The 23,379-nt window shown below is 45.2% G+C and carries 20 protein-coding genes; 12 read left to right on the forward strand and 8 right to left on the reverse strand.

Annotated elements, in window-relative coordinates; translation table 11 throughout:
- Nucleotides 1-16: 16 nt before the first annotated feature.
- Complete coding sequence (locus tag D0C36_RS21175; protein ID WP_117393979.1) at nucleotides 17-1,027, forward strand: NAD-dependent epimerase/dehydratase family protein; 1,011 nt, start codon at nucleotides 17-19, stop codon at nucleotides 1,025-1,027.
- 56 nt (nucleotides 1,028-1,083) lie between these two features.
- Entirely contained in the window at nucleotides 1,084-1,272 is a 189-nt protein-coding gene (locus tag D0C36_RS21180; protein ID WP_117393727.1) for a hypothetical protein, read from the forward strand.
- Between the two features lie 165 nt (nucleotides 1,273-1,437).
- Here the strand turns inward: D0C36_RS21180 and gldB are convergent, their stop codons facing one another.
- Complete coding sequence (gene gldB, locus D0C36_RS21185) at nucleotides 1,438-2,484, reverse strand: gliding motility lipoprotein GldB (RefSeq protein ID WP_117393728.1); 1,047 nt, start codon at nucleotides 2,482-2,484, stop codon at nucleotides 1,438-1,440.
- A gap of 70 nt (nucleotides 2,485-2,554) precedes the next feature.
- Here gldB and D0C36_RS21190 point away from each other — a divergent pair, with 70 nt between their 5' ends.
- The 3 genes from D0C36_RS21190 to D0C36_RS21200 all read left to right on the forward strand — a co-directional run bounded on the left by D0C36_RS21190 (nucleotide 2,555) and on the right by D0C36_RS21200 (nucleotide 9,017).
- On the forward strand, nucleotides 2,555-4,204 hold the full coding sequence (locus tag D0C36_RS21190) for an NAD+ synthase (RefSeq protein ID WP_117393729.1): 1,650 nt from the start codon (nucleotides 2,555-2,557) through the stop codon (nucleotides 4,202-4,204).
- Nucleotides 4,205-4,285: 81 nt separating this feature from the next.
- On the forward strand, nucleotides 4,286-4,906 hold the full coding sequence (locus D0C36_RS21195; RefSeq protein WP_117393730.1) for a DUF4136 domain-containing protein: 621 nt from the start codon (nucleotides 4,286-4,288) through the stop codon (nucleotides 4,904-4,906).
- A gap of 337 nt (nucleotides 4,907-5,243) precedes the next feature.
- Nucleotides 5,244-9,017, forward strand: coding sequence for a S8 family serine peptidase (locus D0C36_RS21200; protein WP_117393731.1), 3,774 nt, complete (start codon nucleotides 5,244-5,246; stop codon nucleotides 9,015-9,017).
- Nucleotides 9,018-9,075: 58 nt separating this feature from the next.
- Here D0C36_RS21200 and D0C36_RS21205 read toward each other — a convergent pair whose 3' ends face one another.
- The gene (locus tag D0C36_RS21205) at nucleotides 9,076-9,570 is read right to left on the reverse strand and encodes a hypothetical protein (RefSeq protein WP_117393980.1); all 495 of its coding nucleotides are present in this window, start codon (nucleotides 9,568-9,570) and stop codon (nucleotides 9,076-9,078) included.
- Nucleotides 9,571-9,745: 175 nt separating this feature from the next.
- Here D0C36_RS21205 and ggt point away from each other — a divergent pair, with 175 nt between their 5' ends.
- The 4 genes from ggt to D0C36_RS21225 all read left to right on the forward strand — a co-directional run bounded on the left by ggt (nucleotide 9,746) and on the right by D0C36_RS21225 (nucleotide 13,555).
- On the forward strand, nucleotides 9,746-11,431 hold the full coding sequence (gene ggt / locus D0C36_RS21210; protein WP_117393732.1) for a gamma-glutamyltransferase: 1,686 nt from the start codon (nucleotides 9,746-9,748) through the stop codon (nucleotides 11,429-11,431).
- Nucleotides 11,432-11,569: 138 nt separating this feature from the next.
- Entirely contained in the window at nucleotides 11,570-12,010 is a 441-nt protein-coding gene (locus tag D0C36_RS21215; protein ID WP_117393733.1) for a MarR family winged helix-turn-helix transcriptional regulator, read from the forward strand.
- Nucleotides 12,011-12,099: 89 nt separating this feature from the next.
- A complete protein-coding gene (locus tag D0C36_RS21220) occupies nucleotides 12,100-12,606 on the forward strand; it encodes an FKBP-type peptidyl-prolyl cis-trans isomerase (RefSeq protein ID WP_117393734.1) in 507 nt (168 codons plus the stop codon).
- A 4-nt stretch (nucleotides 12,607-12,610) separates the two neighbouring features.
- Nucleotides 12,611-13,555, forward strand: coding sequence for an FKBP-type peptidyl-prolyl cis-trans isomerase (locus tag D0C36_RS21225; RefSeq protein ID WP_117393735.1), 945 nt, complete (start codon nucleotides 12,611-12,613; stop codon nucleotides 13,553-13,555).
- 71 nt (nucleotides 13,556-13,626) lie between these two features.
- Here D0C36_RS21225 and D0C36_RS21230 read toward each other — a convergent pair whose 3' ends face one another.
- Nucleotides 13,627-14,943 (reverse strand): cryptochrome/photolyase family protein, encoded by a 1,317-nt coding sequence (locus tag D0C36_RS21230; RefSeq protein ID WP_117393736.1) that lies wholly within the window; start codon nucleotides 14,941-14,943, stop codon nucleotides 13,627-13,629.
- The gene (locus D0C36_RS21235; protein WP_117393737.1) at nucleotides 14,936-15,844 is read right to left on the reverse strand and encodes a TIGR01777 family oxidoreductase; all 909 of its coding nucleotides are present in this window, start codon (nucleotides 15,842-15,844) and stop codon (nucleotides 14,936-14,938) included. Before D0C36_RS21235 ends, D0C36_RS21230 begins: the two co-directional genes overlap by 8 nt.
- Before the next feature lie 99 nt (nucleotides 15,845-15,943).
- Between D0C36_RS21235 and D0C36_RS21240 the strand changes: the two genes are divergently transcribed.
- Nucleotides 15,944-16,231: a hypothetical protein gene (locus D0C36_RS21240; RefSeq protein ID WP_117393738.1), complete on the forward strand. Its 288-nt coding sequence runs from the start codon at nucleotides 15,944-15,946 to the stop codon at nucleotides 16,229-16,231.
- A gap of 92 nt (nucleotides 16,232-16,323) precedes the next feature.
- Here D0C36_RS21240 and D0C36_RS24610 read toward each other — a convergent pair whose 3' ends face one another.
- The 4 genes from D0C36_RS24610 to D0C36_RS21260 all read right to left on the reverse strand — a co-directional run bounded on the left by D0C36_RS24610 (nucleotide 16,324) and on the right by D0C36_RS21260 (nucleotide 21,503).
- Nucleotides 16,324-18,348 (reverse strand): autotransporter domain-containing protein, encoded by a 2,025-nt coding sequence (locus D0C36_RS24610; RefSeq protein ID WP_158557174.1) that lies wholly within the window; start codon nucleotides 18,346-18,348, stop codon nucleotides 16,324-16,326.
- Between the two features lie 68 nt (nucleotides 18,349-18,416).
- Entirely contained in the window at nucleotides 18,417-19,745 is a 1,329-nt protein-coding gene (locus D0C36_RS21250; protein WP_117393739.1) for an ABC1 kinase family protein, read from the reverse strand.
- Nucleotides 19,746-19,984: 239 nt separating this feature from the next.
- Entirely contained in the window at nucleotides 19,985-20,650 is a 666-nt protein-coding gene (locus tag D0C36_RS21255) for an HAD family hydrolase (RefSeq protein ID WP_117393740.1), read from the reverse strand.
- A 202-nt stretch (nucleotides 20,651-20,852) separates the two neighbouring features.
- Nucleotides 20,853-21,503, reverse strand: coding sequence for a TetR family transcriptional regulator C-terminal domain-containing protein (locus D0C36_RS21260; protein WP_117393741.1), 651 nt, complete (start codon nucleotides 21,501-21,503; stop codon nucleotides 20,853-20,855).
- A 385-nt stretch (nucleotides 21,504-21,888) separates the two neighbouring features.
- Here D0C36_RS21260 and D0C36_RS21265 point away from each other — a divergent pair, with 385 nt between their 5' ends.
- Both D0C36_RS21265 and D0C36_RS21270 read left to right on the forward strand, forming a co-directional pair.
- Nucleotides 21,889-22,029, forward strand: a complete 141-nt coding sequence (locus D0C36_RS21265; RefSeq protein WP_117393982.1) for a DUF2256 domain-containing protein — start codon at nucleotides 21,889-21,891, stop codon at nucleotides 22,027-22,029.
- A gap of 49 nt (nucleotides 22,030-22,078) precedes the next feature.
- Nucleotides 22,079-23,356: a DASH family cryptochrome gene (locus D0C36_RS21270; RefSeq protein WP_117393742.1), complete on the forward strand. Its 1,278-nt coding sequence runs from the start codon at nucleotides 22,079-22,081 to the stop codon at nucleotides 23,354-23,356.
- The last annotated feature ends 23 nt before the right edge of the window (nucleotides 23,357-23,379 follow it).

A 23,379-nucleotide genomic window follows, 5' to 3' on the forward strand; every position in this document is an offset into this window, starting at 1 on the left:
TATTATATCAAAACCTATGATCACTTCATTAGTAACCGGCGGGGCCGGCTTTATCGGATCGCACGTTGCCAGGCATTGTTTAGAACTTGGCCACAAAGTTATAGTACTTGATGACCTTAGTGGCGGTTTTGAAGATCATATACCGGCAGGTGCAAAGTTTGTTGAGGGATCTATAAATGATATTACCCTGTTAGAGTCTCTTTTTGAGAAATATCAGTTCGATTATGTATACCATCTTGCGGCTTATGCAGCAGAAGGCCTTTCGCACTTTATTCGCAGGTTTAATTATACCAATAACCTTATCGGTTCGGTAAATTTGATCAATCTTTCGGTATTGCATAAGGTTAAATGCTTTGTGTTTACATCATCAATTGCGGTTTATGGTGCAGGCCAGTTGCCAATGCTGGAGAGCATGGTGCCACAGCCCGAAGACCCTTATGGCGTAGCCAAATATGCTGTAGAGATGGATCTGAAAGCGGCTAACCACATGTTTGGGCTAAATTATGTCATCTTCCGCCCGCATAATGTTTACGGCGAAAACCAAAACATAGGAGATAAGTACCGCAACGTGATAGGTATTTTTATGAACCAGATAATGCAACAAAAGCCAATGACCATTTTTGGCGATGGCGAACAAACCCGCGCGTTTAGCTATATTGATGATGTTGCCCCGCATATTGCCAATAGCGTTAATACGCAAGCTGCGTATAACCAGGTGTTTAACATTGGTGCCGATAAGCCTTACACCGTTAACGAACTGGTGCAGGTGGTATCAAAAGAATTAGGCGTTGAACCACAAGTTACCCATCTTGAGGCCCGCAAAGAAGTAATGCATGCCCATAGTGATCACTCAAAAGCTGCCGGAGTATTTGGTGCCGGTAAAAACGTTAGTTTGCAGGAAGGTATAGCAAAAATGGCTGCATGGGCAAAAGTGGTAGGCTCGCGCGCAAGTGCCGAGTTTGAGAATATTGAGATTGAGGAGAACCTGCCGCAAGGATGGGCTAAAAAAGAAAAGGCAATTAATTAGCAATAGCTATCTGTTTTTCGCTAAACATTTATATTTTTGCGTCAAATAATTTAACAATGGCATCATCAACTCAAAACGCAAATTCAGAAAAACATTACGTAGCTTTAATTCTTGCTATAGTTATTGGTTTAGTAGGTGTTTTTATCCGCTTTGCCGATTTTAAACTTGCATCTGCAGTTGGTAACGTATTAATGGGTATTGGCTCTATCTTAGTGCTAAGAGCTGCATTTGCTATAATGAAGTAAGTTTCCCGATTTTTAGATATTGAAAGCGCTACCGGTAACGGTGGCGCTTTTTTTATGGGTCTCGCCACCACGTCATTGCGAGGTACGAAGCAATCGCTACATAGGCAGGTTCGCTCTGTATAGTTTGGAGATTGCTTCGTACCTCGCAATGATGCGTGGGGATTTCTACTCTTTCGGATTCTTCGGCCTATACTTAGATTCGTTCAGGATCCTTTGCGCATTCCGATCAGCCATTAACTGGGGCAGGGTAACCTCGGGGTGTTTATCCATGTAGGCCTTAACAATTTGCCAGCCTGTCCACACGCCAAGTTTTGGTGCCGATTCATTGTTATCGCCCAGGCCGGGAGTGAAGGGCGCCTCAGTTAAATATTTCTGAATTTTTTGATAATCGGTTTCGTAAAGCAGGTTCTCCTCAAGGAAATAACCCCAGATGTTGGCCTGGTAATCATCGCACCATTTCAGCTGTTTTTGGGTATAGCCAATTTTTGTAGAGTCGGGTACGTTTGGCATGGTCTGGTCCATAAAGTACAGGATCTTGCCGTTGTAAACCATTTTGGCCAGCAGGGTATTGTCCTCGTCATTCTCGGGGAACATATCCTCGCGGGCAATGCCTTCAACCACACGCGGGGTAATATTATCGGGCGTAAACCTGCGCGAAATATAGTGCGGAAAACTTTGTACCAATGCCGGATAAAACCTCGAATCGGCGCCCAGGAAAAGATCCAGCCCGATCCCAAAATAACCATCGCCAACCGTTACCTGTGTTTGAAAACCCGAGAAGTAGGCGTAAACCTTAGGCAGGTTTTTCTTAGGGAAATAGTATTTAATATGACGGAAAGCGTCGGTAAGTTCGGCGTTCTGTTTATCCAGGTTAGGGTAGGCGGCGTCAACATCGTGTTTAAGGTCTAAATATGCCTTGCCTGCAAATACCTGGCGCAGTACTCCGAAATATGCAGTATCCTGCGCACTACCGGCCTTTAAAACGCGTTCAATAAAATCCTGGTAAAACTTACCGTATTTGGTGTATAGTACGCCCGCCTGCTGATCCATTGATTTGGTGCGCATCAGGTCAAAATCTTTATCAAAACGTTCAACCTTTACATCAACAGGTATATTGCTTACATCAACCGTTTTGCGGCCGCCGCAGGCAGTCAGCAGAAGGCAAAAAACAAAACTTGCATAAATGACGGTTGTTTTACAGGAATAAGGCATCGTTATTAACGTTTTAGCAAAAATAATTCTTTTTATTTGTACAGCGCCTATTCGCGCTCGTTTATAAGCCATGAAAATAGCATTAGCACAGCTTAACTATCATATAGGTAACTTTGAATCTAACACGGGTAAGATCATCAAAACCATAAAAGAGGCCCAACAAAACGGTGCCGACCTTGTGGTTTTCTCCGAGCTTTGTGTGTGTGGTTACCCCGCCCGCGATTTCCTGGAGTTTGAAGAATTTATAAGCCTGTGCGATGCCGCTGCGCAGGAAATTGCCGCCGAGTGCAAGGATATTGCCTGCATCATCGGCCTGCCAACGCCGAATAATAACCCTCAGGGTAAAGACCTGAACAACTCTGCCTACTTTATCGAGAACGGCGAAGTGAAAGCCGTGGTTAATAAAGCCCTGCTGCCTAACTACGATATTTTTGACGAGTACCGTTATTTTGAGCCATCAACCTCATTTAACTGTATCGATTTTAAAGGTAAACGCATTGCGCTGACCATCTGTGAGGATCTTTGGAACACCATCGAAAATCCGCTGTACATCACCCGCCCGATGGATGAACTGATAAAACAGAAACCTGATGTGATGATCAATATAGCGGCATCGCCGTTTGCGTATAACCACGATGAAGAGCGTATTGCCATCCTGAGCGATAATGCCCGCCGTTATAACCTGCCGCTGTTTTATGTAAACCACGTTGGTGCCCAAACCGAGCTGATCTTCGACGGCGGCTCGCTGGTGTTTAACCGCGCCGGCGAAACGGTTGATGAACTGCCTTACTTTGTTGAGCATATTGCTTATTACGATCTGGATAACGATGGCGGCATCACCTTACAGCACCAAACCACTTTAAAACCAACCCGCGACAGCGACATACAGCAGATACACGATGGTTTGGTTTTAGGTATAAAAGATTACTTCCATAAATCGGGCTTTAAGCAGGCGATTTTGGGTCTATCAGGCGGTATCGATTCTGCCGTGGTTTGCGCCCTGGCTGCCGAAGCTTTAGGGCCAGAGAATGTAATGGCCGTGATGTTGCCGTCAAAATTCTCAACCGATCATTCTCTTAAAGATGCTGAAGACCTTGTGAATAACCTGGGTTGTAAAAGCGAAGTGATCGCGATAGCAAAAATTACCGATACGTTTGAAGAGGCCCTGCACCCACAGTTTAAAGGCCTGCCGTTTAATATTGCCGAGGAGAATATCCAATCGCGCAGCAGGGCTATCCTGCTAATGGCCATGACCAATAAGTTTGGTTACATCCTGCTTAATACCTCAAACAAAAGCGAGGTGGCGGTAGGCTACGGTACTTTGTACGGCGATATGTGCGGCGGAATGTCGGTTATTGGTGATGTTTTTAAAACGCAGGTTTTCCAGCTGGCGCGATACATTAACCGCGAGCGAGAGATCATTCCGGAGAATACCATCATCAAACCGCCATCGGCAGAATTGAGGCCCGATCAAAAAGATACTGATTCGCTGCCGGAGTATGATATATTGGATGCTATCCTGTCGCAATATGTTGAGCACAGGCGTTCATCTGCAGAAATTATAAAACAGGGTTTTGATGAAGCCATTGTGCGCAAAGTGCTGCGCCTGGTGAACATGGCCGAACATAAACGTTACCAAACGCCGCCAATTTTAAGGGTATCGCCAAAGGCATTTGGCATGGGCAGGCGTATGCCTATTGTGGGTAAGTATCTTACCTAAAATAATTTTTTTGTTACGTTAAAATTTGGTTAAACCTTTCGCGTACTTTTAGTCTAACAGATTATAACTTTTATTGACGTCATGAAAAAATATATCTATTTAGTGTTGATCGTAGCTTTCGTTTCAACGCTATCTGCCTGCAGCAGCTATAACTACTACACTGCAGCAGCCAACAAAACCAACCTTACTGCTTACCGCACTTTTGCTCTTGCAGCGCCCATGAAAGACCCCAATAAGCAATGGCGCCCGCTTAACGAGATTGGCAATGGCCGTATACAGGAAGCAACCAAGCAGGCCCTTATTGCCAAAGGCTTAACTCCCGAGCAGCAAAATCCCGATCTGTTGGTACGTTACGCAACCGTTACCGGTCGTGGTACCAAATGGGAAACCAGCTATCCGTATTATGGTGGTTGGGGCGGCGGCTGGGGCTGGGGTTACGGATGGGGCTACGGTGGTTTCTATCGCCCATGGGGTTGGGGTGGTTACGGCGGCTTTTATGGCCCGGGCTACGCTCAAAAAGTGCACTATAAAGAAGGTACAATTATCATTGACCTGATAGATGCCAGAACCCAGCAAATTGTATGGCGCGGTTACGGTGTAGGCGAATTGCAAAACCCTAAGAGAACCATGAACGATATACCAAAAGTAGTTGACGGTATCATCAAACAGTTAGATCTGGCTCCGCCGATGAGAAAATCATAATTGCGCAAGAAGAAATTGAAAAAGGGACGCCTGATAAGGCGTCCCTTTTTTGTTAATCATTTATCAGAATTATAGCGGCAAACTCATACAACAATCCAATATACTGAGTATCATTTGCTACCTTTCTTCACAATATGGTTAATTTTGTAGATTATTTTCTACAAATTGGGCAATATTTTCTACTGTCGCGAATTTGGTTCGCAAATTAATAGGTGCTCAACTGTTAAAATAAGCTTATCAAGCAAAATGTGATAGGTAGTTGCTTGCTTAAAATCAAAATTTACGCCATAGCTATAAACTTCATTTAAAACGGGTAAATTTAAGGCGCTAAAACTCAATGCTTATTGTGAAGAAATACCCGGCGTTAGTACTCTTCGTTTGTTTATATACTTGTATTACGGCGCAGGTTTTTGGGCAGGTTTTGCCGCTAACCGGTGCAGGCAAGCAAGAGTTAGATGCGCTATCGGTAAAAGCAAAGCAGAATTTTACCGCGGGTTTTACCAAAGCGGCTGCAGTAGCTAAACAAAACGGTTGGGCTTTAAGGCGTTTAAACAAAGCCGGTAACCTGGTGGCCTTGCAGGGGCTTAATGAACGCGGCTTTCCGGTTTTTTTATCTACCCATAACAATACTATTGCTGCGGCAACTACCGGTACAAACACCGTGCAGCCGGGTGGTTCCCTAAACCTCGATCTATCAGGCAGCAGCACATTCCTGAACGGAAAGCTGGGTATTTGGGATGGTGGTAGCGTTTACGCTGCTCATCGCGAATTTGCCGGTAAAACCATCACGCTAAATAATTCTTCGGCAGGGGTGGTAGATCATTCTACACATGTGGCCGGCACTATGCTGGCAAAAGGCGTTTATGCGCCGGCAAAAGGGATGGCTTTTAATGCGACAACTTTGGCATCATGGGATTTTGATGATGATGTTTCTGAGATGAGCGCAGCGGCTCCAAATCTGCTGTTATCCAATCATTCGTACGGTGATGTTGCCGGCTGGGATTATAATGCAGGCCAGCAGCGTTGGGAATGGTATGGCCTGCCCGGCGATACGGAAGATTATCTATTTGGTTTTTATGATTCGCGCACCCGCGATTGGGATAAAATAGCCTATAACGCACCGTATTACCTGATGGTTGAATCGGCAGGTAATAGTCATGGCAGCACCGGCCCGGCAGTTGGTGCCGAGTACTGGGGTTTCAGGAGCCGCACCGATCCTACTTTTGTAAGCAAGGGTGCCAGGCCCAACAACATAAGCAGTAATAACGGGTATGATGTGATCAGTACCACAGGTACGGCAAAAAATATATTAACGGTTGGCTCGGTAGGGCAATTGCCAAACGGGCCGGTGAACAGGCAGGATGTAGTTATATCCGGGTTTAGCAGTTGGGGACCAACAGATGACGGCCGTATTAAGCCGGATGTTGTTGGTTGCGGCGAGTTGCTTTTATCAACCGGTACGCATAATACCAGCTATTATTACTACTCGTCGGGCACCTCAATGGCGGCACCAAACGTAACGGGTTCTTTATACTTGTTGCAAGAGTACTATGCAAAAAAAAATAACGGTGCTTTTATGCGTGCTGCCACGTTAAAAGGCCTTGCCTGCCATACTGCATTTGATGCCGGCAACGTTGGCCCCGATTATGTTTATGGCTGGGGGCTGCTCAACATGAAAGTCGCCGCACAGGCCATTACCGATAATAATGTAAAAAGCCTCATCAGCGAAAATACTTTAGCACAGGGGCAAACCAAAACTGTTGAAGTAACCGCATCAGGCATCGGCCCTTTAGTGGTTTCTATCTCATGGACTGATCCCGAAGGTACGCCCACTGCAGATGCTACCATCAATAACCGCACACCCAAACTGGTTAACGATCTTGATCTGCGCATCAGTGATGGCGAAACCACTTACAGGCCATGGGTTTTAACGCCCGATAATCCATCGGCGGCAGCCACAACAGGCGACAACATACGGGATAATATTGAGCAGGTTTATATAGCTAATGCTATCCCCGGTAAAAAATATACCGTAACTATTTCGCATAAAGGTACGTTGCGGTCAGGTAGCCAGGCTTATTCGCTGATAGCTACCGGCGTGGGCGGTAACCCGTATTGTGCATCGGCACCAACCTCAACCGCCGATTCCAAGATCAATAACTTTACCCTCTCCAATATCAACAAAAACGGCGCTGCAGGTTGCACCAGCTATACTGATAATACCAACCTTTCGGCACAACTGGAGATCGGCAAGACTTATCCGTTCAGCATAACCATGGGTACCTGTGGGGCTAACTTTAACAAAGCAGCTAAGATATTTATTGATTGGAACGGCAACGGTGTTTTTGATGCCGGTGAACTGGTTGCTACCACAAATGTTATCAATGGCACAGGTACATACGCAGGCAATATTACAGTACCAACAACCGTAACCGCCGGTAATACCACCGTGCTGCGGATAGTGCTAACAGAAACAAGTAATGCTGCCACCATAACCGCTTGCGGCAGCTATGCCAAAGGCGAAACGCAGGACTACCGCGTGCAATTCGTAAAACCATCGGTTGATGCCGGTGCTACGGCTATTGTTAACAGTGCAGAAGGCGTTACCTGCGCATCGGCAGTAGCGGTAAAAGTAAGATTGAAGAATTTTGGCAGTGCTGCCATCAGCAATATCCCGGTAACGGTAACTATAACCGGCCCGGGTAATACAGTTACTACGTTTACCGAAACTTTCAGCGGTGCGCTTGCCCCTGAGGAAGAAACAGATTTTGTGTTCGGCAATAAGTTTAACACTACGCCGGGCAGCACTTATACGGTAACGGCTACCACTAAACTGGATGGCGACCCTATTACAGCAAATAATACCACTACCGGCACAATTGAGGTAGGTACAGCACCTGTTGTGGGTAATAACCTGCAAGCTTATTACTGCGTAAATACAAAGGCTTACGAGTTGAGCGGCAGCGGCGATGGCCAGCTGTTTTGGTATACAACCGCTAACGGTACGGTGCCGGTAGGTACAGGTTCTCCGGCTACGGTGACCACTGCGCCGATCAACAATACCTATTATGCCGGTTTAAACGACTTTAGCGGGCATGTGGGTTATGCCAACAAAGCTGCAGGCCCTGCGGGTGGCTATAACCAGTTTTCGCCGGGAGTAAGGGTAACAACCCAGGCGCCTGTGATTTTGGAGAGTGCAAGGCTGTACATCGGCTCATCCGGCAAGATAACTTTTAGCGCCACAAATGATAACGGCGAAGTGGTATCATCGGTAACGCTTAATGTAACCCAAACGCGTACCACCACCACTACACCCAACTTACCCGATGTTGAACTGGCCGATGATCCGCTTGACCAGGGTAAAGTTTTCGCATTGAACTTATTGCTGCCCGCACCGGGCAATTATACCATAACGCCGAGTTATGAGAGTGGCGCATCCATCTACAGAAATAAGGGTACGGGTATCAATTATCCGTTTACAATAGGCAGTACTTTTAAGATAGCAGGTAACGAAGCTACATCAGGTACTAACGAGGGCGATACTACTTATTACCGCGGCATGTACTATTATTTTTATGATATGCAGGTTCGTAGCCCCGGCTGTGCATCAGCCCAGCGTGCTGCTGTAACGGTAACCAAACCGGTTATTACCCAAAGCGGTGATGACCTGCAATCGAGCATTACGGGTGATAGCCAGTGGTTTTTAAACGGCGAAGCTATTGCGGGTGCTATAGGCCCAAAATATACGCCGCTAAAAAGTGGTGTTTACACGGTTGAGGTAACCCTGGGCACAGGTTGTATAGCCGAATCAGATGGGTTTAGCTTTCAGCTGCAAGCTAAGGACCCTGATAGGTCTGAGATAGCATTGGCCGTGTTCCCGGTGCCGGCAAATACTTACGTAAACATAGTGTTTAATGCGCCGCAAGCGGCTGATATGAGGTTGTCATTAGTAAACGCCATCGGGCAAACTGTTTACCAAAACAGCCGGAAGATAGCCGCAGGTAATTTTAGTACAGATATAAACACCTCGGGTATGGTGCCCGGCACATATATCATTAGGATAGATCTTGGGCAGAAACAATATTCGCGCAAGGTGATCATAGCACATTAAAATACAAAAGCCGCCCCGGCATACCGGGGCGGCTTTTGTATTAAGTGAGGTTTTTGTTTTAGAAAGTGTATTTTATCCCCAGGCCCGGCGCAATATCAAAAAAAGGCCCGGTAGCTAATTCCACACGCGGGTTAAGGTCTAAACTTATGGCAACAGGTGCCTGGTCGATTTTATACTCGAGGCCTAAAACACCGTCGGCACCCAGCAAAATATGGCTATCGTTATAAACTTTATCATCGCCGCCAAAGCGTTTGTAAACGCCGCTGCCTACGCTACCCAAGTGGGCACCAAAACCGTAGTAGAATTTTAGTCCGGCAGTGTTAAAGGCTGATTGGTGCAGCTCATACAGGCCCGAAAACACTACGCCATGGCTGCGGAAACCAACAAGGCCTTCAATGGCGGTACCCTCATCCAGGAAAAATTTACCTGAGATACCATTTTCATAACCGCCAAATTTAAGGCCTACTGCGGTTTTGTAATCCTGGGCCTGTAAGCGGCTGGTTACCAGTAAAAAAGAGCAAAGTGCTATTACCGAAAGGACGAATTTTTTCATTTTAAAGATGTAAATGTTGTTGAGTTTAATATGCATTGTTAACGGCGTAAAGCTGTATTTATGCTATGCCGCCGCAAATAAGGGGGCAAACATAGGGTATCGGGCTGATATTAAACAGTAAAAAAATCAACATATCCACAGCTGTTTTAAGATGTAAATAATATAAATTGCCCTCATGAAGTTCAACTTTGTATTGCAATATGCCTTTATATTTCTGGTAAGCACATGCAGTGTAGCCCTTGCGCAGCCATCCATTCTCTCTTACAAAAACGGAGTGGTGGTTTGTGCCTATCCAGATGCGTCAAAAGCCGGGGTTGAAGTGCTGAAAAAAGGTGGTAATGCAGTTGATGCAGCTGTTGCAGTGCAATTTGCATTAGCCGTAACACACCCGCAGGCAGGCAATATTGGCGGTGGCGGTTTTATGGTTTATCGCTCGGGAAAAGGCGAGGCCAATACACTTGATTTTCGTGAGAAAGCCCCCGCGCAGGCGAGTGAAAAAATGTATCAGGATAGTGCCGGTAACATCGTCCCTGATATGAGTTTGTACACCCACAAAGCCTCGGGTGTGCCCGGGGCGGTTGATGGCTTGTACGAGGCACACAAAAAATACGGTAAACTAAAGTGGACTGAGTTAGTGCAGCCAGCGGTTGACCTGGCGCTTAAAGGTTTTAAGGTGACCAAAAGGCTGGCATCAGATCTTAATCGCGCAGCAAACGAATTTAAAAAACTCAACCCGGGCAAAAGCTATCTGCTAAAAGAAGGCGGCTGGCAGGAAGGTGACCTGCTGATACAAACCGACCTTGGCCATACGCTTGAATTGATAAGAGATAAAGGCCGCGACGGATTTTACGATGGTAAAACTGCCGATCTGATTGTTGCCGAGATGAAGAAGAACAACGGCCTTTTCACTAAAACCGATCTGAAGAACTACCACTCGGTTTGGCGCAAACCGGTGCTGAGCAATTATAAAGAGTACCGCATTATCACCATGCCGCCGCCATCAAGCGGGGGGATAGCGCTGGTACAATTGCTGCATTCGGTAGAGAAATACCCCCTGAGCCGCTGGGGTTTTAACAGCGATAGTACTGTTAGGTTGATAGTTGAAGCCGAGCGCCGCGTATACGCTGACCGGTCAAAATACCTTGGCGACCCCGACTTTTTTAAGGTGCCGGCGGATAGCCTGCTGAACCCCAAATATATTGATGCCCGCATGCAAAGCTTTAGCTGGGATGCGGCAACACCGAGCACTGCCATACAACCTGGCAGCTTTATGGGCTACGAGAGCGACCAAACCACACACTACTCTATTGTAGATAAAGACGGCAACGCGGTATCTATTACAACTACTTTAAATGACTCCTTCGGCTCGCACATATTTGTTGCGGGTGCAGGTTTTTTGCTGAATAACGAGATGGACGATTTTAGCTCTAAACCGGGCGTCCCCAATATGTATGGCCTGGTTGGTGGTAAAGCTAACAGCATACAACCCGGCAAACGCATGCTCTCCAGCATGACGCCAACGATTGTAGAGAAGAATGGCAAATTATTTATGGTGGTAGGAACACCGGGCGGCTCAACCATTATTACATCCGTTTTCCAGACTATACTGAATGTGGTAGAATTTAACCAAGGGCTGCAGCAAGCAGTTACTTCAAAACGTTTCCACCATCAATGGTTGCCTGATGAAGTTGCTGTTGAGGCAGGTGCACTTGACGACATAACAAAAGAAAAGCTGCAGCAGAAAGGCTATAAACTTACGCCACGCGGCGCCATAGGCCGGGTTGATGCCATACTCGCCACCCCGCAGGGCTACGAAGGCGGCGCCGACCCGAGAGGGGATGATACGACCGTTGGGTATTAATTCAAAAGTCAAAATTCAAAAGTCAAAAGAGTGCAGCGGGTAAATAGAAATGTTAGCGTTTTGGTTGTTTTACTATGAACCATTAACTATTATCTATGAACTACGTAGTATTCATTTAAAATATTAAGTTTGTGCTTTATGCGAAGCAGTGTAAAACAGCAGGAAACTATCGACTATTTTTTGAAGATAGTTTGGCAAACCGTTGCCAACCGGTACAACCAAACGGTAACCGAGTTTGGTTTCACCCAGTCTATAGGTTACCTGCTCATCAATATTGATGAAGAGGGTACAACCGTATCACAGGCGGCTGCTTTGCTTGGCCTTAAATCAACCAGTTTATCGCGTATGCTTAACCAACTGGAGCAATCGGGCCTGATATACCGTGCATCAAACCAGGGCGATAAACGCTCGGTGAAAATATACCTTACCGACCTGGGCAAAGAGAAAAGGCAGATAGCCAAGAATGTTGTTAAGCAATTCAACAACTATTTAAACTCGCACATAAGCGAGGCCGACAGGGCCTACCTGACCGAAATGCTGAGGAAAATAAACCAGCTCACCCTTAACTACAAGCCCTGATCTTATTCTCATTATCTCCTAAGAGTGTTAAAAAGTGTTAAGCTGCATTTTTTGCGATATAAAACGATAACTTTGTCGTTATAACTTACATGAATAGGGTTCTGTTGATATTATTGCTGTTTGCAGGTTGTTTTGCTTCGTGCAAAAAAGGATATGATGCTATTGCTATAGAACGTAGCCAGGCAGCCGTAGATAACGGTATTATACAGGATTATATAGACAGCCATAACTTGCGCGACCTGGTACAGGAAGTGGATAGCATTGATGTACCCACAGGTATTTATTACCAGGTTTTGGCGCCCGGATCCGGCAGCGATATATTTTCGAACTCTACACGTGTAACGGTGGCCTATACTGCTAAAATATTAACAACCGGAAAGGTATTTGGGCAAAGCAATAATTTTCACCCATCGTTTACTTTGGGCGAAACTATCCGTGCCTGGAAACTATCTATACCGCAAATAAAAAAGGGTGGTAAAATACGTATCCTATCGCCATCGCGTTATGCATACGGCCCTTATGATCAGGATAGCCTCGGGGTGCCAAAAAACTCGGTGTGCGATTTTGAGATTGAACTTTTGAATGTAACGAACTGATTTAATGAAACAAAGAATTTTTACGCTTTTACTATTTGCTTTTGCGGGTTTAACCGCTTGTAGAAAAAATGACGATAATCAGCCTGATATAAAACAGTATGATGATGCGCAGATACAAACCTACATGTCTGCAAACGGCCTTACCGGCTTTACAAAAGATGAAACCCAGATAGCTGACGGTGCAACCGGTATTTACTACAAAATAATTAACCCGGGTAACCCAAGCACCGGCCCCGACTCGTTAAAATATTCTGACAAGATATCAATAGTTTACACCCTAAAATCAATGGATGGTAAATACGTAGCAACCGATACGATATTAAACCACTTTGATGATTACCTTGGCCATTTTGTTAACAGCAGTTACCCACAGGGTTTGCAATTAGCCATACATGACCTGTTGAAGTACCCGGGTGGCAGCATGCGTGTGCTTGTACCTTCGCGCCTGGCTTATGGCGTGCGTGGTTTTGGTGTTGGTAGCGTAACCTCAAGCGGCCGTATTGCAGGTAACCAAAGCCTTGATTACTATGTACATGTTATTAAAGATCAGGCTCAATATGATGATGAATCTATCAACAAATATTTTGCAGCAAACAGTTTAAGTGGTTACACTAAAGACCCGCTGGGGTATTACTACAAAATAAACACACAAGGTACCGGTACTATTGGTGATATAGGCGATTACTCAAACGTTGAGCTAACATACGTGGGCAGTATGCTAAACGGTACCGAGTTTGATAACGCTGCAAAAACAACAGCAACCACCATGACACCATTTGGTACTATTGATGGTTTTAAAGATGTGCTTACCAAACACTGTACCACCGGCACTTCAATATCAGTGTTTATCCCATCGGCTATAGGTTATGGCAGGTTTCAGTATAGCGCTATCCCGCCTAATTCAGTCTTACATTTTGAGATGCAGATAACATCTGTTACGCAGCCGTAATAAGATTAATACCAAAAATAAAGAGGGGATTAAAATCAGTAATGTTACTGCTTTAATCCCCTCTGCTTTTTTCAGGACTTGTTTAAAGCAACTTTAAAAGCCTTTAAGCAACGTTCGCGTGCTGCTGCGTGGTCAACAATGGGTTTTGGATATTTGCTGAAGTCAGCATATTCCGGCACCCATTTTTTTATGTACTCCAGTTTGGGATCAAATTTTTTAGTTTGGCTATCAGGGTTAAATATCCTGAAATAGGGCGCTGCATCAGTACCGCTGCCGGCTGCCCATTGCCAGCCGCCTACGTTGCTGGCCATCTCATAATCCAATAGTTTGCGGGCAAAATAACGCTCGCCCCAACGCCAGTCTATCAACAGGTCTTTAGCCAGGAAACTGGCAACTATCATGCGCACCCGGTTATGCATAAAGCCCGTGGCATTTAACTCGCGCATGCCGGCATCAACAATAGGGAAGCCGGTTTTACCCTCGCACCATGCAGCAAACTGTTTTTCATCGTTTATCCAGTTTATGCGGTCATACTCGGGCCTAAAAGCGTGGTCCATAGTTTGCGGAAAATGATAGAGTATCATGGAGTAAAACTCGCGCCATATCAATTCATTCAACCAGGTTTTATCATGTGCCTTATGTGCATCAGCAGCACAACGGCGTATGCTTAACGTACCAAAGCGCAGGTGCAGGCCAATGTGCGATGTGCCTTTTATGGAAGGCGTATCGCGGGTTTTGCCGTAGTCGGCAATAACATCTTTGTATTGTTTATCAGGAAATTTCTGGTTGCTTTTCTCAAAGCCCATCTCTTTTAACGAAGGGATATGTGGGGCCTTAAAATGCAGCAGGTTCTTTAAGTATTTTGTGGTTGGGTACGCTTTTAAATAAAACGGCTTCAGCTTTTGGTACCATTTGTTTTTGTATGGCGTAAAAACGGTGTAGGGTTTGCCGTCGTCCTTCACCACTTCCTGCTTCTCAAATATAACCTGGTCCTTATATGTTTTAAACTCGATATCGTGCTTTTTAAAGAGCTTTTCTATTTCGCTGTCGCGATGTTTGGCGTATGGCTCATAATCGTGATTGGTGTACACGGTTTTGATGTTGTACTCATCAATCAGCTTTTTCCAGGCATGCAGGGCCTTATCATAAACGGCTAACAAACCGCTGTGATGTTTATGCAGCTCTTTGTTGATGCCTTCAAGAGCCTCATAAATAAAAGTTACCCGGGCATCGTCCTTATCTTCCAGGTCGTCGAGTATCTCGCGGTCAAAAATAAAAATGGGCAGTACGGGGTGCTCACCTTTAAAGGCGTGGTATAATCCGGCGTTGTCATCTATCCGCAGATCGCGGCGAAACCAAAATATGTTTACGGGCTGTTTCTTATCCATAAATTTCTTTCAAGGCCGATTCAACATCAGGATAACTGAATTTAAACCCACTCGCCTGTATTTTTTGTGCCGATCCTTTGGTGCTGCCTAAAACCAATACGGCCATCTCACCAAACAATAATTTTATTAAAAACGCAGGTACGTTTGGTGCCCAAAGCGGTTTGTGCAATTCTTTTGCAACGGCCTTTGTAAGTTGCTTATTGGTTACAGGGTTAGGGGCAACCATGTTAAAGGCACCGGCTAATTCGGGCGTGTTTAACGCGTATAAATACATATCCGTTACATCCTGCGGATGGATCCAGGGAATCCATTGTTTTCCGCTACCCAGCGGCGAGCCTACATATAGTTGCACCGGCATGGCCAGTTTGGGCAGTGCGCCACCATTTTTGGTAAGCACAACCCCCGTGCGGAATTTTACTATCCTCAGGCCCAGCGCCGCACCTTCATCAACTGCTTTTTCCCACTCAACGCAGCAATTGCCTACAAAGTCATTAGCCGGCAAGTCACTTTCTTCCAAAAGTTTATCGCCGCTGTCTCCGTAATAGTTAATGCCCGATGCCGATATCACCGATGATATATTATGGGGCTTTTGTTTCATCAAACCATATATCAATCTGATAGATTCGGTACGGCTTTCAACTATCTCTTTTTTGCGTTCGGGCGTCCAGGGCTTATCGGCTATGCCTGCCCCGGCAAGGTGAACAATGGTATCAACGCCATCAATACAGGCGGGGTCAATTTCGCGCTTGTTCACATCCCACAAAAACGTTTTTACGTTGGGATTTTTACCGGCTTGCCTTGACAGGTGACTAACCGTATGGCCCTGCTCCAGTAATGCATCAGTTAAATGCTTGCCCAGTAGCCCCGAGCCACCTGTTATGAGAATATTTTTGTTGCCCATGCCTTGTTAAAGTGTTGCTAATATAGCCCGATTTTGACAACAGGCGGCATTACAGGTTGTTTGATATTATGCGCAACAGTTAACATTTACATAACAACTATGTTACAAAAACAATTGACACACTTTGTAGTTATTGTACGTATTACCACAAAAGGAGTTTATGAAATGATGTTTACGCGTACTTTTGAATTGTTTTTAATTGCCGCTTCTGTTGTTACTGTTTTGGCAATTGCGGGTTTTGCCGTTTTTTGCCGGTACAGGGCTAAATCTTTTGCGCACACCGGCCGTTTAACCGATGTGCAGATATGGGCCACCAGGGCCGATATTAGCTGGGTAATAGCTGTTTTATTTGCCGTTATTGCCTCATTTGCCGGTTACAACAGTTAAGCTTGCCAGGAAATATTTCTTAATCACTTATAGTGCATAAAAAAAGCAGTTACGTTTTGTAACTGCTTTTTTTATACTGAAAATTACAGGTGTTAAAATGCTGCGCTTACGCCGCCACCTATAAAGTAACGGTTATCTGTTAAGGCCGAGTTTACGGTGTGTAACATATTACGGGCATTAACAAATACCTGTAATTGTTTTACAACAGGCACTGTAAAGGTGTAACCGAAATAAATGTTTTGCAGCGATAACGGTTTCAACTTATTGTAAACGTTTGATAGTGGATAATTTTCTTTAACGCTGAACAGGTAAAGCATATCAATACCGGCAAATATTTTACCTGCACTTAACCTGTTGGCCCATCCGCCGCTCCATATTTTTTTGCCAAATGTAGCTGCAGGGAACGGCGTTGATTCGGCGTACTCTGTTTCAATATGTGTTGCGTTAAGGTTGCTGATAAGGCGTAGCTTATCGGCATCAATAATGCGCGCACTAACCTCGGCCCTGTGCGATCTGTAGGTAGCATCAGGATTGTAAAAGTAAACGTTCCCAAAATTGTCCATGTATTGGGCAAGCAGGTCATATTTTCTTTTCTCGTGGTTATAGCTAATGGTTAATTTATTGTTCAACACATCAACCTTAGCACCAAGGTTAATGGTATTGCCTACTTTGTTGGTGTACGCGTTTACCGGTATATTAAATAAGCCGGTTACAAGGTTATCATCTGCAAGGTTTGAGAAACTTGTGCTTGATGTATACAGTGAATTAACATTATCTAAAGTTGGTACAGACTTGCTGTAAGACCCATATACCGTTAATTTTAAAGCAGGGATAAAGTTTGATGAGTTAACACTACCGGTAACAAAGGGCAGAGTTTTATTTTCGGGCGTTGGTGGCGCTACCGAATTAGGGGTGTTAACATACGCTGCTTTGCTTTTTAACATGCGTGTGAAACCACCCTGCAAGTTTGCTATGTTTTTGTAGCTTAGGTTGATAGATGGCGTTAGCATTAGCTGTGTTGTTGTAAAACGCGCCTCGTTGGTTGAGCCGGAGTTGAACGGCGACGTAAAAATGAGACTAAGCGTATCATTTGTGTGCTGGTAACTAAAGTTTACCATAGGCTCTATCTCCACATCGCCTGCTTTAACATTGTAGCTTAAATTATCGCGAAGCAAAAACTGCCTCGAGGTAGCTTTATATGATGATGTTTGCACATCGGGCGTAGCGTTAGGATCAACTATTACCCTGTCATCCTGCGAAGGGCGATTGTTGTTAAAGCCCAAATTGAGGCTATTACGCAGGCCCTTATAAATATTGCTGTTTACATAAGCCTCGGCGCTAAAAAAGTTTTGTTTAAGCTGATTGCTGTAGTTCCCTAAAGCTTCGGTGCCTTTTTGGTTGGCGTAGCCCAATTTAACACCTGCAACGGTACCTGCAAATACTTGTTTTTCGGCATAACCAAACAGCCTTACACGGTTAAAGCGTGGGTCGTTCTTGTTGGTGATATCGGTGTAGATGGTTTTGTCGTAAACCAATGGCTGCACATCGTGCTGGTAGTTAAATGATAAACCAAAACGCGAGGTCTCGTTTTTCTTAAACGCCGCAACATTGTACTCGTGATAAGTACTTACTGTAGTTTTACCATTGTCTGGCATTTGGTCTGATACCTTATCGTGGCTGCGCGCAACAGCATTTATCATGGCCGATACCCTTACACCTGCGTTTTGAGCATGTTGCCTGCGGGTAGTTATTGCAACAAGTTGCTTTTGCTGATAAGCACCATTAACTTGTACCAGTGCGTTTTGTATTAGCGATACTTCCTCAATATCCTGTACGCTATAGCTGTTTATATCATTTATGAGATTGCCATCAATAACGTACAAAGTATTTTGGCTATCAAGATAAATACCGGTAAACCAAACATTAAGCGCACTGGCAATATTTGTGAACGGATATCGCTCCAGATCGGCACCTTTGACGGTTACAGCCTGGGTAAAATCTTTTTTTACTCTTACACGGCCAAGATCAAAATAAGTTGAATCGTTTTGCGCTTTAGACGTAAGCGCCGAAAAGGAAAGGGCGGTTAAAATAGAACCCGCCAACAGAAATTTCTTCATAATTAGGGTTAGGTCAAATACTGCCGCGAAAGTAGTATTTTTCCTGAACCCGCAAAATGATGTTTTTGTTAATTACGCCCGTTCTCTACATGTGGTTTGTAAGTATCTGTTTTTACAAAAGCTTTAAGATCATGCAGTATGTTATATAGCCCAAAATTGGTGCGGTTTACATAGATAAAGTGCTTTACGCCGCGGGCCTGCTTAAACTCGGGCATTTTTGAAACTTTCTCACCAAAGCCAAACAGGTCATCAAAGAAGGTTTTATCGCTGAAATCAAAAGTAGGGGTGATGTACGGCTTGGCAAACAGGCTTATCATCTGCTTGTACATGCCGTGGTAAAACTCTATTTGCTGAGGCGTGTCATTAGGTAATATCATCTCCAGTTTGCGAAAGGCTTTAATAGTTTCTTCTTTATCCTCAAATAAATTAGTTGAGGTGAGGGAGAAGAAGGGATAGTAAAAATCATCGGGCATTACCTTAATACAGCCAAAATCTATCACGCCCAGTTTATCATCCGTAGTGATCATGAAATTACCTGGGTGCGGGTCGGCGTGTACGGCGCGGAGTTCGTGCTGCTGATAATTGTAAAAATCCCACAGTGCCTGCCCAATGCGGTTACGTAGTTCCTGCGATGGGTTGGTGGCCAAAAACTCTTTCAGGTGCATGCCATCCAACCAGTCCATGGTGATGATGCGCTTGCTGGATAGGTCGGGGTAATAATCAGGAAACACTACGTTATCCAGTATTTTGCAGGCGATAGAAAACTCGATAGAGCGGCGAACTTCCAGTTCGTAGTCGGTTTCCTCAAGCAGGCGTTCTTCCACCTCTTTCATGTACACGTCCAGTTCCTTCTCGCTCATACCCAGCATGCGGAAGGCGAAAGGTTTTACCAGTTTTAAGTCTGATGATATAGAATCGCCCACGCCGGGGTACTGGATCTTTACAGCCAGTTTTTTACCATCAAGCTCTGCCTGGTGTACCTGGCCGATTGAGGCTGCATTGGTAGAGCGGATGTTAAACTTATCATAGATCTGATCGGGCGTTTTGCCAAAGTATTTCTTAAATGTTTGCACGATCAACGGTCCCGACAGCGGCGGTGCATTATATTGAGATTGGCTAAACTTATCTACATAAGCCTGCGGTAACAGGTTCTTATCCATACTCAGCATCTGCGCAACTTTAAGGGCGCTGCCCTTTAGCTCGCTTAATGATTGATAAATGTCCGTTGCGTTATCCTCGTTCAACTCGCTGCGATCCAGGTCGGGGTTGAAGAGCTTTTTGGAGTAGTGCTTAATATAATTACCGCCTATTTTGAAACCGGTTTTTACAAACTTGGCACTGCGCTCAACTTTGCCGGTGGGTATGCTGTTTTGCTCTTTAGCTTCTTCGTTGCTCATTTTGTTGTATCCTTAAAATTGACTCACCCTCGACATCGCTGCCAGCCCTTATTGAATCGCTCGCAGAGTTTACTCACCCCGACATCGCTTGCGCTTGTCGACCCTCTCTTCGCTGCGCGAAAAGAGGGTGAGGAGAAAACTTTATTTTAAATTTCTTTACCCTCTTTGCTGCTTGCAGCAGAGAGGGTGGTCCAGCGTAGTGTAGACCGGGTGAGTCAATTCTAACGCTGGTAATTAATTTAACTAACTAAGCCTGCCAGTTTTTGCAAACTCAGTTCGCTGTAATCGTCAAATACAATATCAGCAAGGCCGTCAATCACATCTGCTTTGTGGCTTGTGGTAATACCTGCAACCTTCATGCCTGCATTGCGGCCGGCTTGTAAGCCCATCAGCGAATCTTCAAACACCACACACTTATCAGGCTGCACGCCCAGCTGTTCGGCCGCCTTCAAAAATATCTGCGGCGACGGTTTGGGCTGACTCACCATGTTGCCGGTAATCAACACATCAAAATATTGGCCTATCGGGATGCTGTTAAATATAAAATCAATATCCGGCTGGTTTGATGAAGTAGCGAGGGCTATTTTAACACCGGCATCCTTCAGTTCTGCCAGAAAATTTTCTAAACCATTTATCGGCTGCAGATAAGGTTTAAAAGCTTCCTGGTATAAGCGCTGCTTTTCATCAGCCAGTTGTTTTTCATCCATATCTCCACCAAAAAACTGCCGAACGGTATTAATGATCGGCACGCCGCTTATTTGTTGCAGGTAGGTTTCCTTTTGAAGATGGGGCAGGTTATGCAGTTTAAACAGCTGCTGCCAGGCCAGAAAATGGTACGGTGTATTGTTGATGATGGTGCCATCCATATCAAAAATGGCAGCCAGGTAGGGTAGGTTGGTGTTCAATGGTTGGTGTTCAATTTGTCATTCTGAGCGAGAGCGAAGAATCTAACCGCGTTCTGCCCACCCCGTCATTGCGAGCGATAGCGTGGCAATCCTTGATATGCAGAGCCGCTCTGTATAGTTCGGAGATTGCTTCGTTCCTCGTAATGACGTGATGGCTTAAAGCCCCTCTCCCTCGGAGAGGGGTTTGGGGAGAGGCTTCTTCTCAAAACCCCATCTTCTCTTTCAATCCGCCATTTTTCGCCAGAAACTTGCCGTATTCAAACAAGTTATCTATCGGCGAACGTTGAAAAAGATCAAACGTTACGTTGATGCCTTTTTCAATGGCCTCGTCGGTTTTCTCGAAACCGGCTGAGTCGTCGTTTATCCAAAAGTTCAGCACAAAACCAAACTGGATCCATAGCGCATCTTTGTAACGCTTGCTGAAGAATTTGCGGTCGCTGAGTTCTGCAGTTTCCAGTCCTTCGTTAAGGATGTTGGTAGCAAAATCCTCAAAAATATCTTTGGCAGGCTCCAGCACTTTTGGCGTGCCTAAGCTGCGGTGCTTTTTAATACTGTAAACCGCAAAACTGCGGCTGCCCTTTAGCAACTCAAAAAAGCTGTAGAAAAAAGATAAAGCTTTTTCGCGGGCGGTATACTGTGGCCAAATTTCCTGGGCGCGTATCTCGGTTAGGGCACGTTCCATCAGGCCCGTCCATACGCTTTGCTCAACGGCATCAAACGAGCCAAAGAAACGGTAGAATTCGTCCTCGGCCATTTTATTCTTCTTTGCAAAAACGTAAACAGAGTTGGGTTGCTGGCCCTCGGTGAGCACGTAATCGATATATGCTTTCTGGATGCTTTCGGTAGTTGCCATGTTTGCTGGGGTTTATTGTTAAAGATAAGGTTGTTAATTAATAACGGTACAATGCTTGTTTTAGTTTTACTTTGAGATAACAGATGCATGTTCGCGGCCGTTCCATGAATGGGATGGTGATGAAATTTAAACCTGTTGATTGGGTAGCTCCTACGGAGCAAAATACATTGGCGGTTGTGGACTACAAAGCGGTAGTCCCTACGAGGCAGGAAAGATAAGTAGGCAGGCCGTCGCATTCATGGGAAGGCAATGAATATAATAAGTAATATCATTGCCGTCGGCTTCAGCCGACGGTTATCGTGTTCATGCGCGTGAACGTGGACACCCGGAAGACGATAAGCAAATGCTGTCGGCTTCAATCAATGGATTCATAACAGTAGCAACTATGCAAGACAAGGGCAATAAACAATATCTTCCTTCAAAAATTTGCCTTGTATGCAATAAACCCTTCGCCTGGCGAAAAAAATGGGCTAAGTGTTGGGACGATGTCAAATATTGCAGCGAAAAGTGCAGAAGAAATAAATAATCGCCATTTTTGTAATCAATCTAAATAAGGTTAGATTAGTAGTTCATATATGAGTGAGAAGACTATACTGGTTTGGTTTAGAAATGACCTGCGCATACACGATAATGAAATATTGTCTGAAGCCGTGCGCCGGGCTGATAAGGTTTTACCCGTATTTATCTTTGATCCGTTCTACTTTAAAACCGGTGCCTGTGGTGGTTGCAAAACCGGCAGTTTCCGCACCCGTTTCCTGTTAGAGTCTGTTGCCAACCTGCGCCAAAACCTGCAGGCCTTTGGTGCCGAGCTTGTTATCCGCACCGGCGACCCTGCCGAAGTGCTTGTTCAATTAGCCGAAGAATTTCAAATAAGCGAAGTTTATCATCACCGCGAGGTTGCACCTGATGAGACCACCGTATCTGAAAGGGTAGAAGAAGCGCTTTGGAAAAAGCAGCTGAATTTGAAACACTTCATCGGCCATACTATGTACCACAAAGAGGACCTGCCTTTCCCGATAAAGGATATCCCGGATAGCTTTGTGACCTTTAAAAAGAAAGTAGAGCGCGATAGCACCGTTCGCCCGGTGGTTGCCGCGCCTGAGAATATAGTTGTTCCCGAAATAGCCGATGCAGGCGAACTGCCAACATTGGAAGAGCTTGGTGTTCCACAACCCATTGATGATCCCCGCGCCGGCGATAAAATAATTGGTGGCGAAACCGAGGCTTTGAAACGCTTGCACGCATACCTTTCTAATACAGCTATCCGTAATCAGCCCAATTCATCAGGCCTTGGCCCCTGGCTGGCAGTGGGCTGTATCTCAACCCGCCAGGTTTACTGGGAAGTTTTAAATCATCAGAAAGAAAACCACCTGCAAAACGCCGACCCGCTGATGCTGGAACTGCTTTGGCGCGATTACTTCCGCTTTATGTTTAAAAAGCATGGGCAGCAGTTCTTCCGCTCAGAAGGTTTTGGCAGCGCACCCGATATTGCAGATAACCAGGACGAACTTTTTGAACGCTGGACGAAAGGCCAAACCGGCGAGCCATACATCGATGCTGCCATGCACCAGTTAAACGCTACCGGTTACATCAGCAACTATGCAAGGCAGGCCGTTGCCGCCTATTTGATAAAAGACCTGCAGGTAGACTGGACAAAAGGTGCTTTGTATTTTGAAGAGAAGCTTATCGATTACTCGCCGGCAAGCAACTGGGGCAATTGGGCATTTGTGGCAGGCGTGGGTAACGATACCAAGAGCAACCGCTTCTTTAACGCAGCAAAATCGGCACAGTCTGATGATGATTACATTGGTACCTGGGCACCCGCTACGGATGGAATTTCGACCACTGCCTAAAGGTTTTTGAGCCGTTTTTTTCC

Source organism: Mucilaginibacter conchicola (assembly GCF_003432115.1).
In the GTDB taxonomy this organism is placed as follows: domain Bacteria; phylum Bacteroidota; class Bacteroidia; order Sphingobacteriales; family Sphingobacteriaceae; genus Mucilaginibacter; species Mucilaginibacter conchicola.

What these genes read in the sequence shown, in the direction of transcription:
- D0C36_RS21175 (WP_117393979.1), top strand. Translation starts at nt 17, where the DNA reads ATGATCACTTCATTAGTAACCGGCGGGGCCGGCTTTATCGGATCGCAC.
- D0C36_RS21180 (WP_117393727.1), top strand. Translation starts at nt 1,084, where the DNA reads ATGGCATCATCAACTCAAAACGCAAATTCAGAAAAACATTACGTAGCT.
- gldB (WP_117393728.1), bottom strand. Translation starts at nt 2,484, where the DNA reads ATGCCTTATTCCTGTAAAACAACCGTCATTTATGCAAGTTTTGTTTTT.
- D0C36_RS21190 (WP_117393729.1), top strand. Translation starts at nt 2,555, where the DNA reads ATGAAAATAGCATTAGCACAGCTTAACTATCATATAGGTAACTTTGAA.
- D0C36_RS21195 (WP_117393730.1), top strand. Translation starts at nt 4,286, where the DNA reads ATGAAAAAATATATCTATTTAGTGTTGATCGTAGCTTTCGTTTCAACG.
- D0C36_RS21200 (WP_117393731.1), top strand. Translation starts at nt 5,244, where the DNA reads ATGCTTATTGTGAAGAAATACCCGGCGTTAGTACTCTTCGTTTGTTTA.
- D0C36_RS21205 (WP_117393980.1), bottom strand. Translation starts at nt 9,570, where the DNA reads ATGAAAAAATTCGTCCTTTCGGTAATAGCACTTTGCTCTTTTTTACTG.
- ggt (WP_117393732.1), top strand. Translation starts at nt 9,746, where the DNA reads ATGAAGTTCAACTTTGTATTGCAATATGCCTTTATATTTCTGGTAAGC.
- D0C36_RS21215 (WP_117393733.1), top strand. Translation starts at nt 11,570, where the DNA reads ATGCGAAGCAGTGTAAAACAGCAGGAAACTATCGACTATTTTTTGAAG.
- D0C36_RS21220 (WP_117393734.1), top strand. Translation starts at nt 12,100, where the DNA reads ATGAATAGGGTTCTGTTGATATTATTGCTGTTTGCAGGTTGTTTTGCT.
- D0C36_RS21225 (WP_117393735.1), top strand. Translation starts at nt 12,611, where the DNA reads ATGAAACAAAGAATTTTTACGCTTTTACTATTTGCTTTTGCGGGTTTA.
- D0C36_RS21230 (WP_117393736.1), bottom strand. Translation starts at nt 14,943, where the DNA reads ATGGATAAGAAACAGCCCGTAAACATATTTTGGTTTCGCCGCGATCTG.
- D0C36_RS21235 (WP_117393737.1), bottom strand. Translation starts at nt 15,844, where the DNA reads ATGGGCAACAAAAATATTCTCATAACAGGTGGCTCGGGGCTACTGGGC.
- D0C36_RS21240 (WP_117393738.1), top strand. Translation starts at nt 15,944, where the DNA reads ATGTTACAAAAACAATTGACACACTTTGTAGTTATTGTACGTATTACC.
- D0C36_RS24610 (WP_158557174.1), bottom strand. Translation starts at nt 18,348, where the DNA reads ATGAAGAAATTTCTGTTGGCGGGTTCTATTTTAACCGCCCTTTCCTTT.
- D0C36_RS21250 (WP_117393739.1), bottom strand. Translation starts at nt 19,745, where the DNA reads ATGAGCAACGAAGAAGCTAAAGAGCAAAACAGCATACCCACCGGCAAA.
- D0C36_RS21260 (WP_117393741.1), bottom strand. Translation starts at nt 21,503, where the DNA reads ATGGCAACTACCGAAAGCATCCAGAAAGCATATATCGATTACGTGCTC.
- D0C36_RS21265 (WP_117393982.1), top strand. Translation starts at nt 21,889, where the DNA reads ATGCAAGACAAGGGCAATAAACAATATCTTCCTTCAAAAATTTGCCTT.
- D0C36_RS21270 (WP_117393742.1), top strand. Translation starts at nt 22,079, where the DNA reads ATGAGTGAGAAGACTATACTGGTTTGGTTTAGAAATGACCTGCGCATA.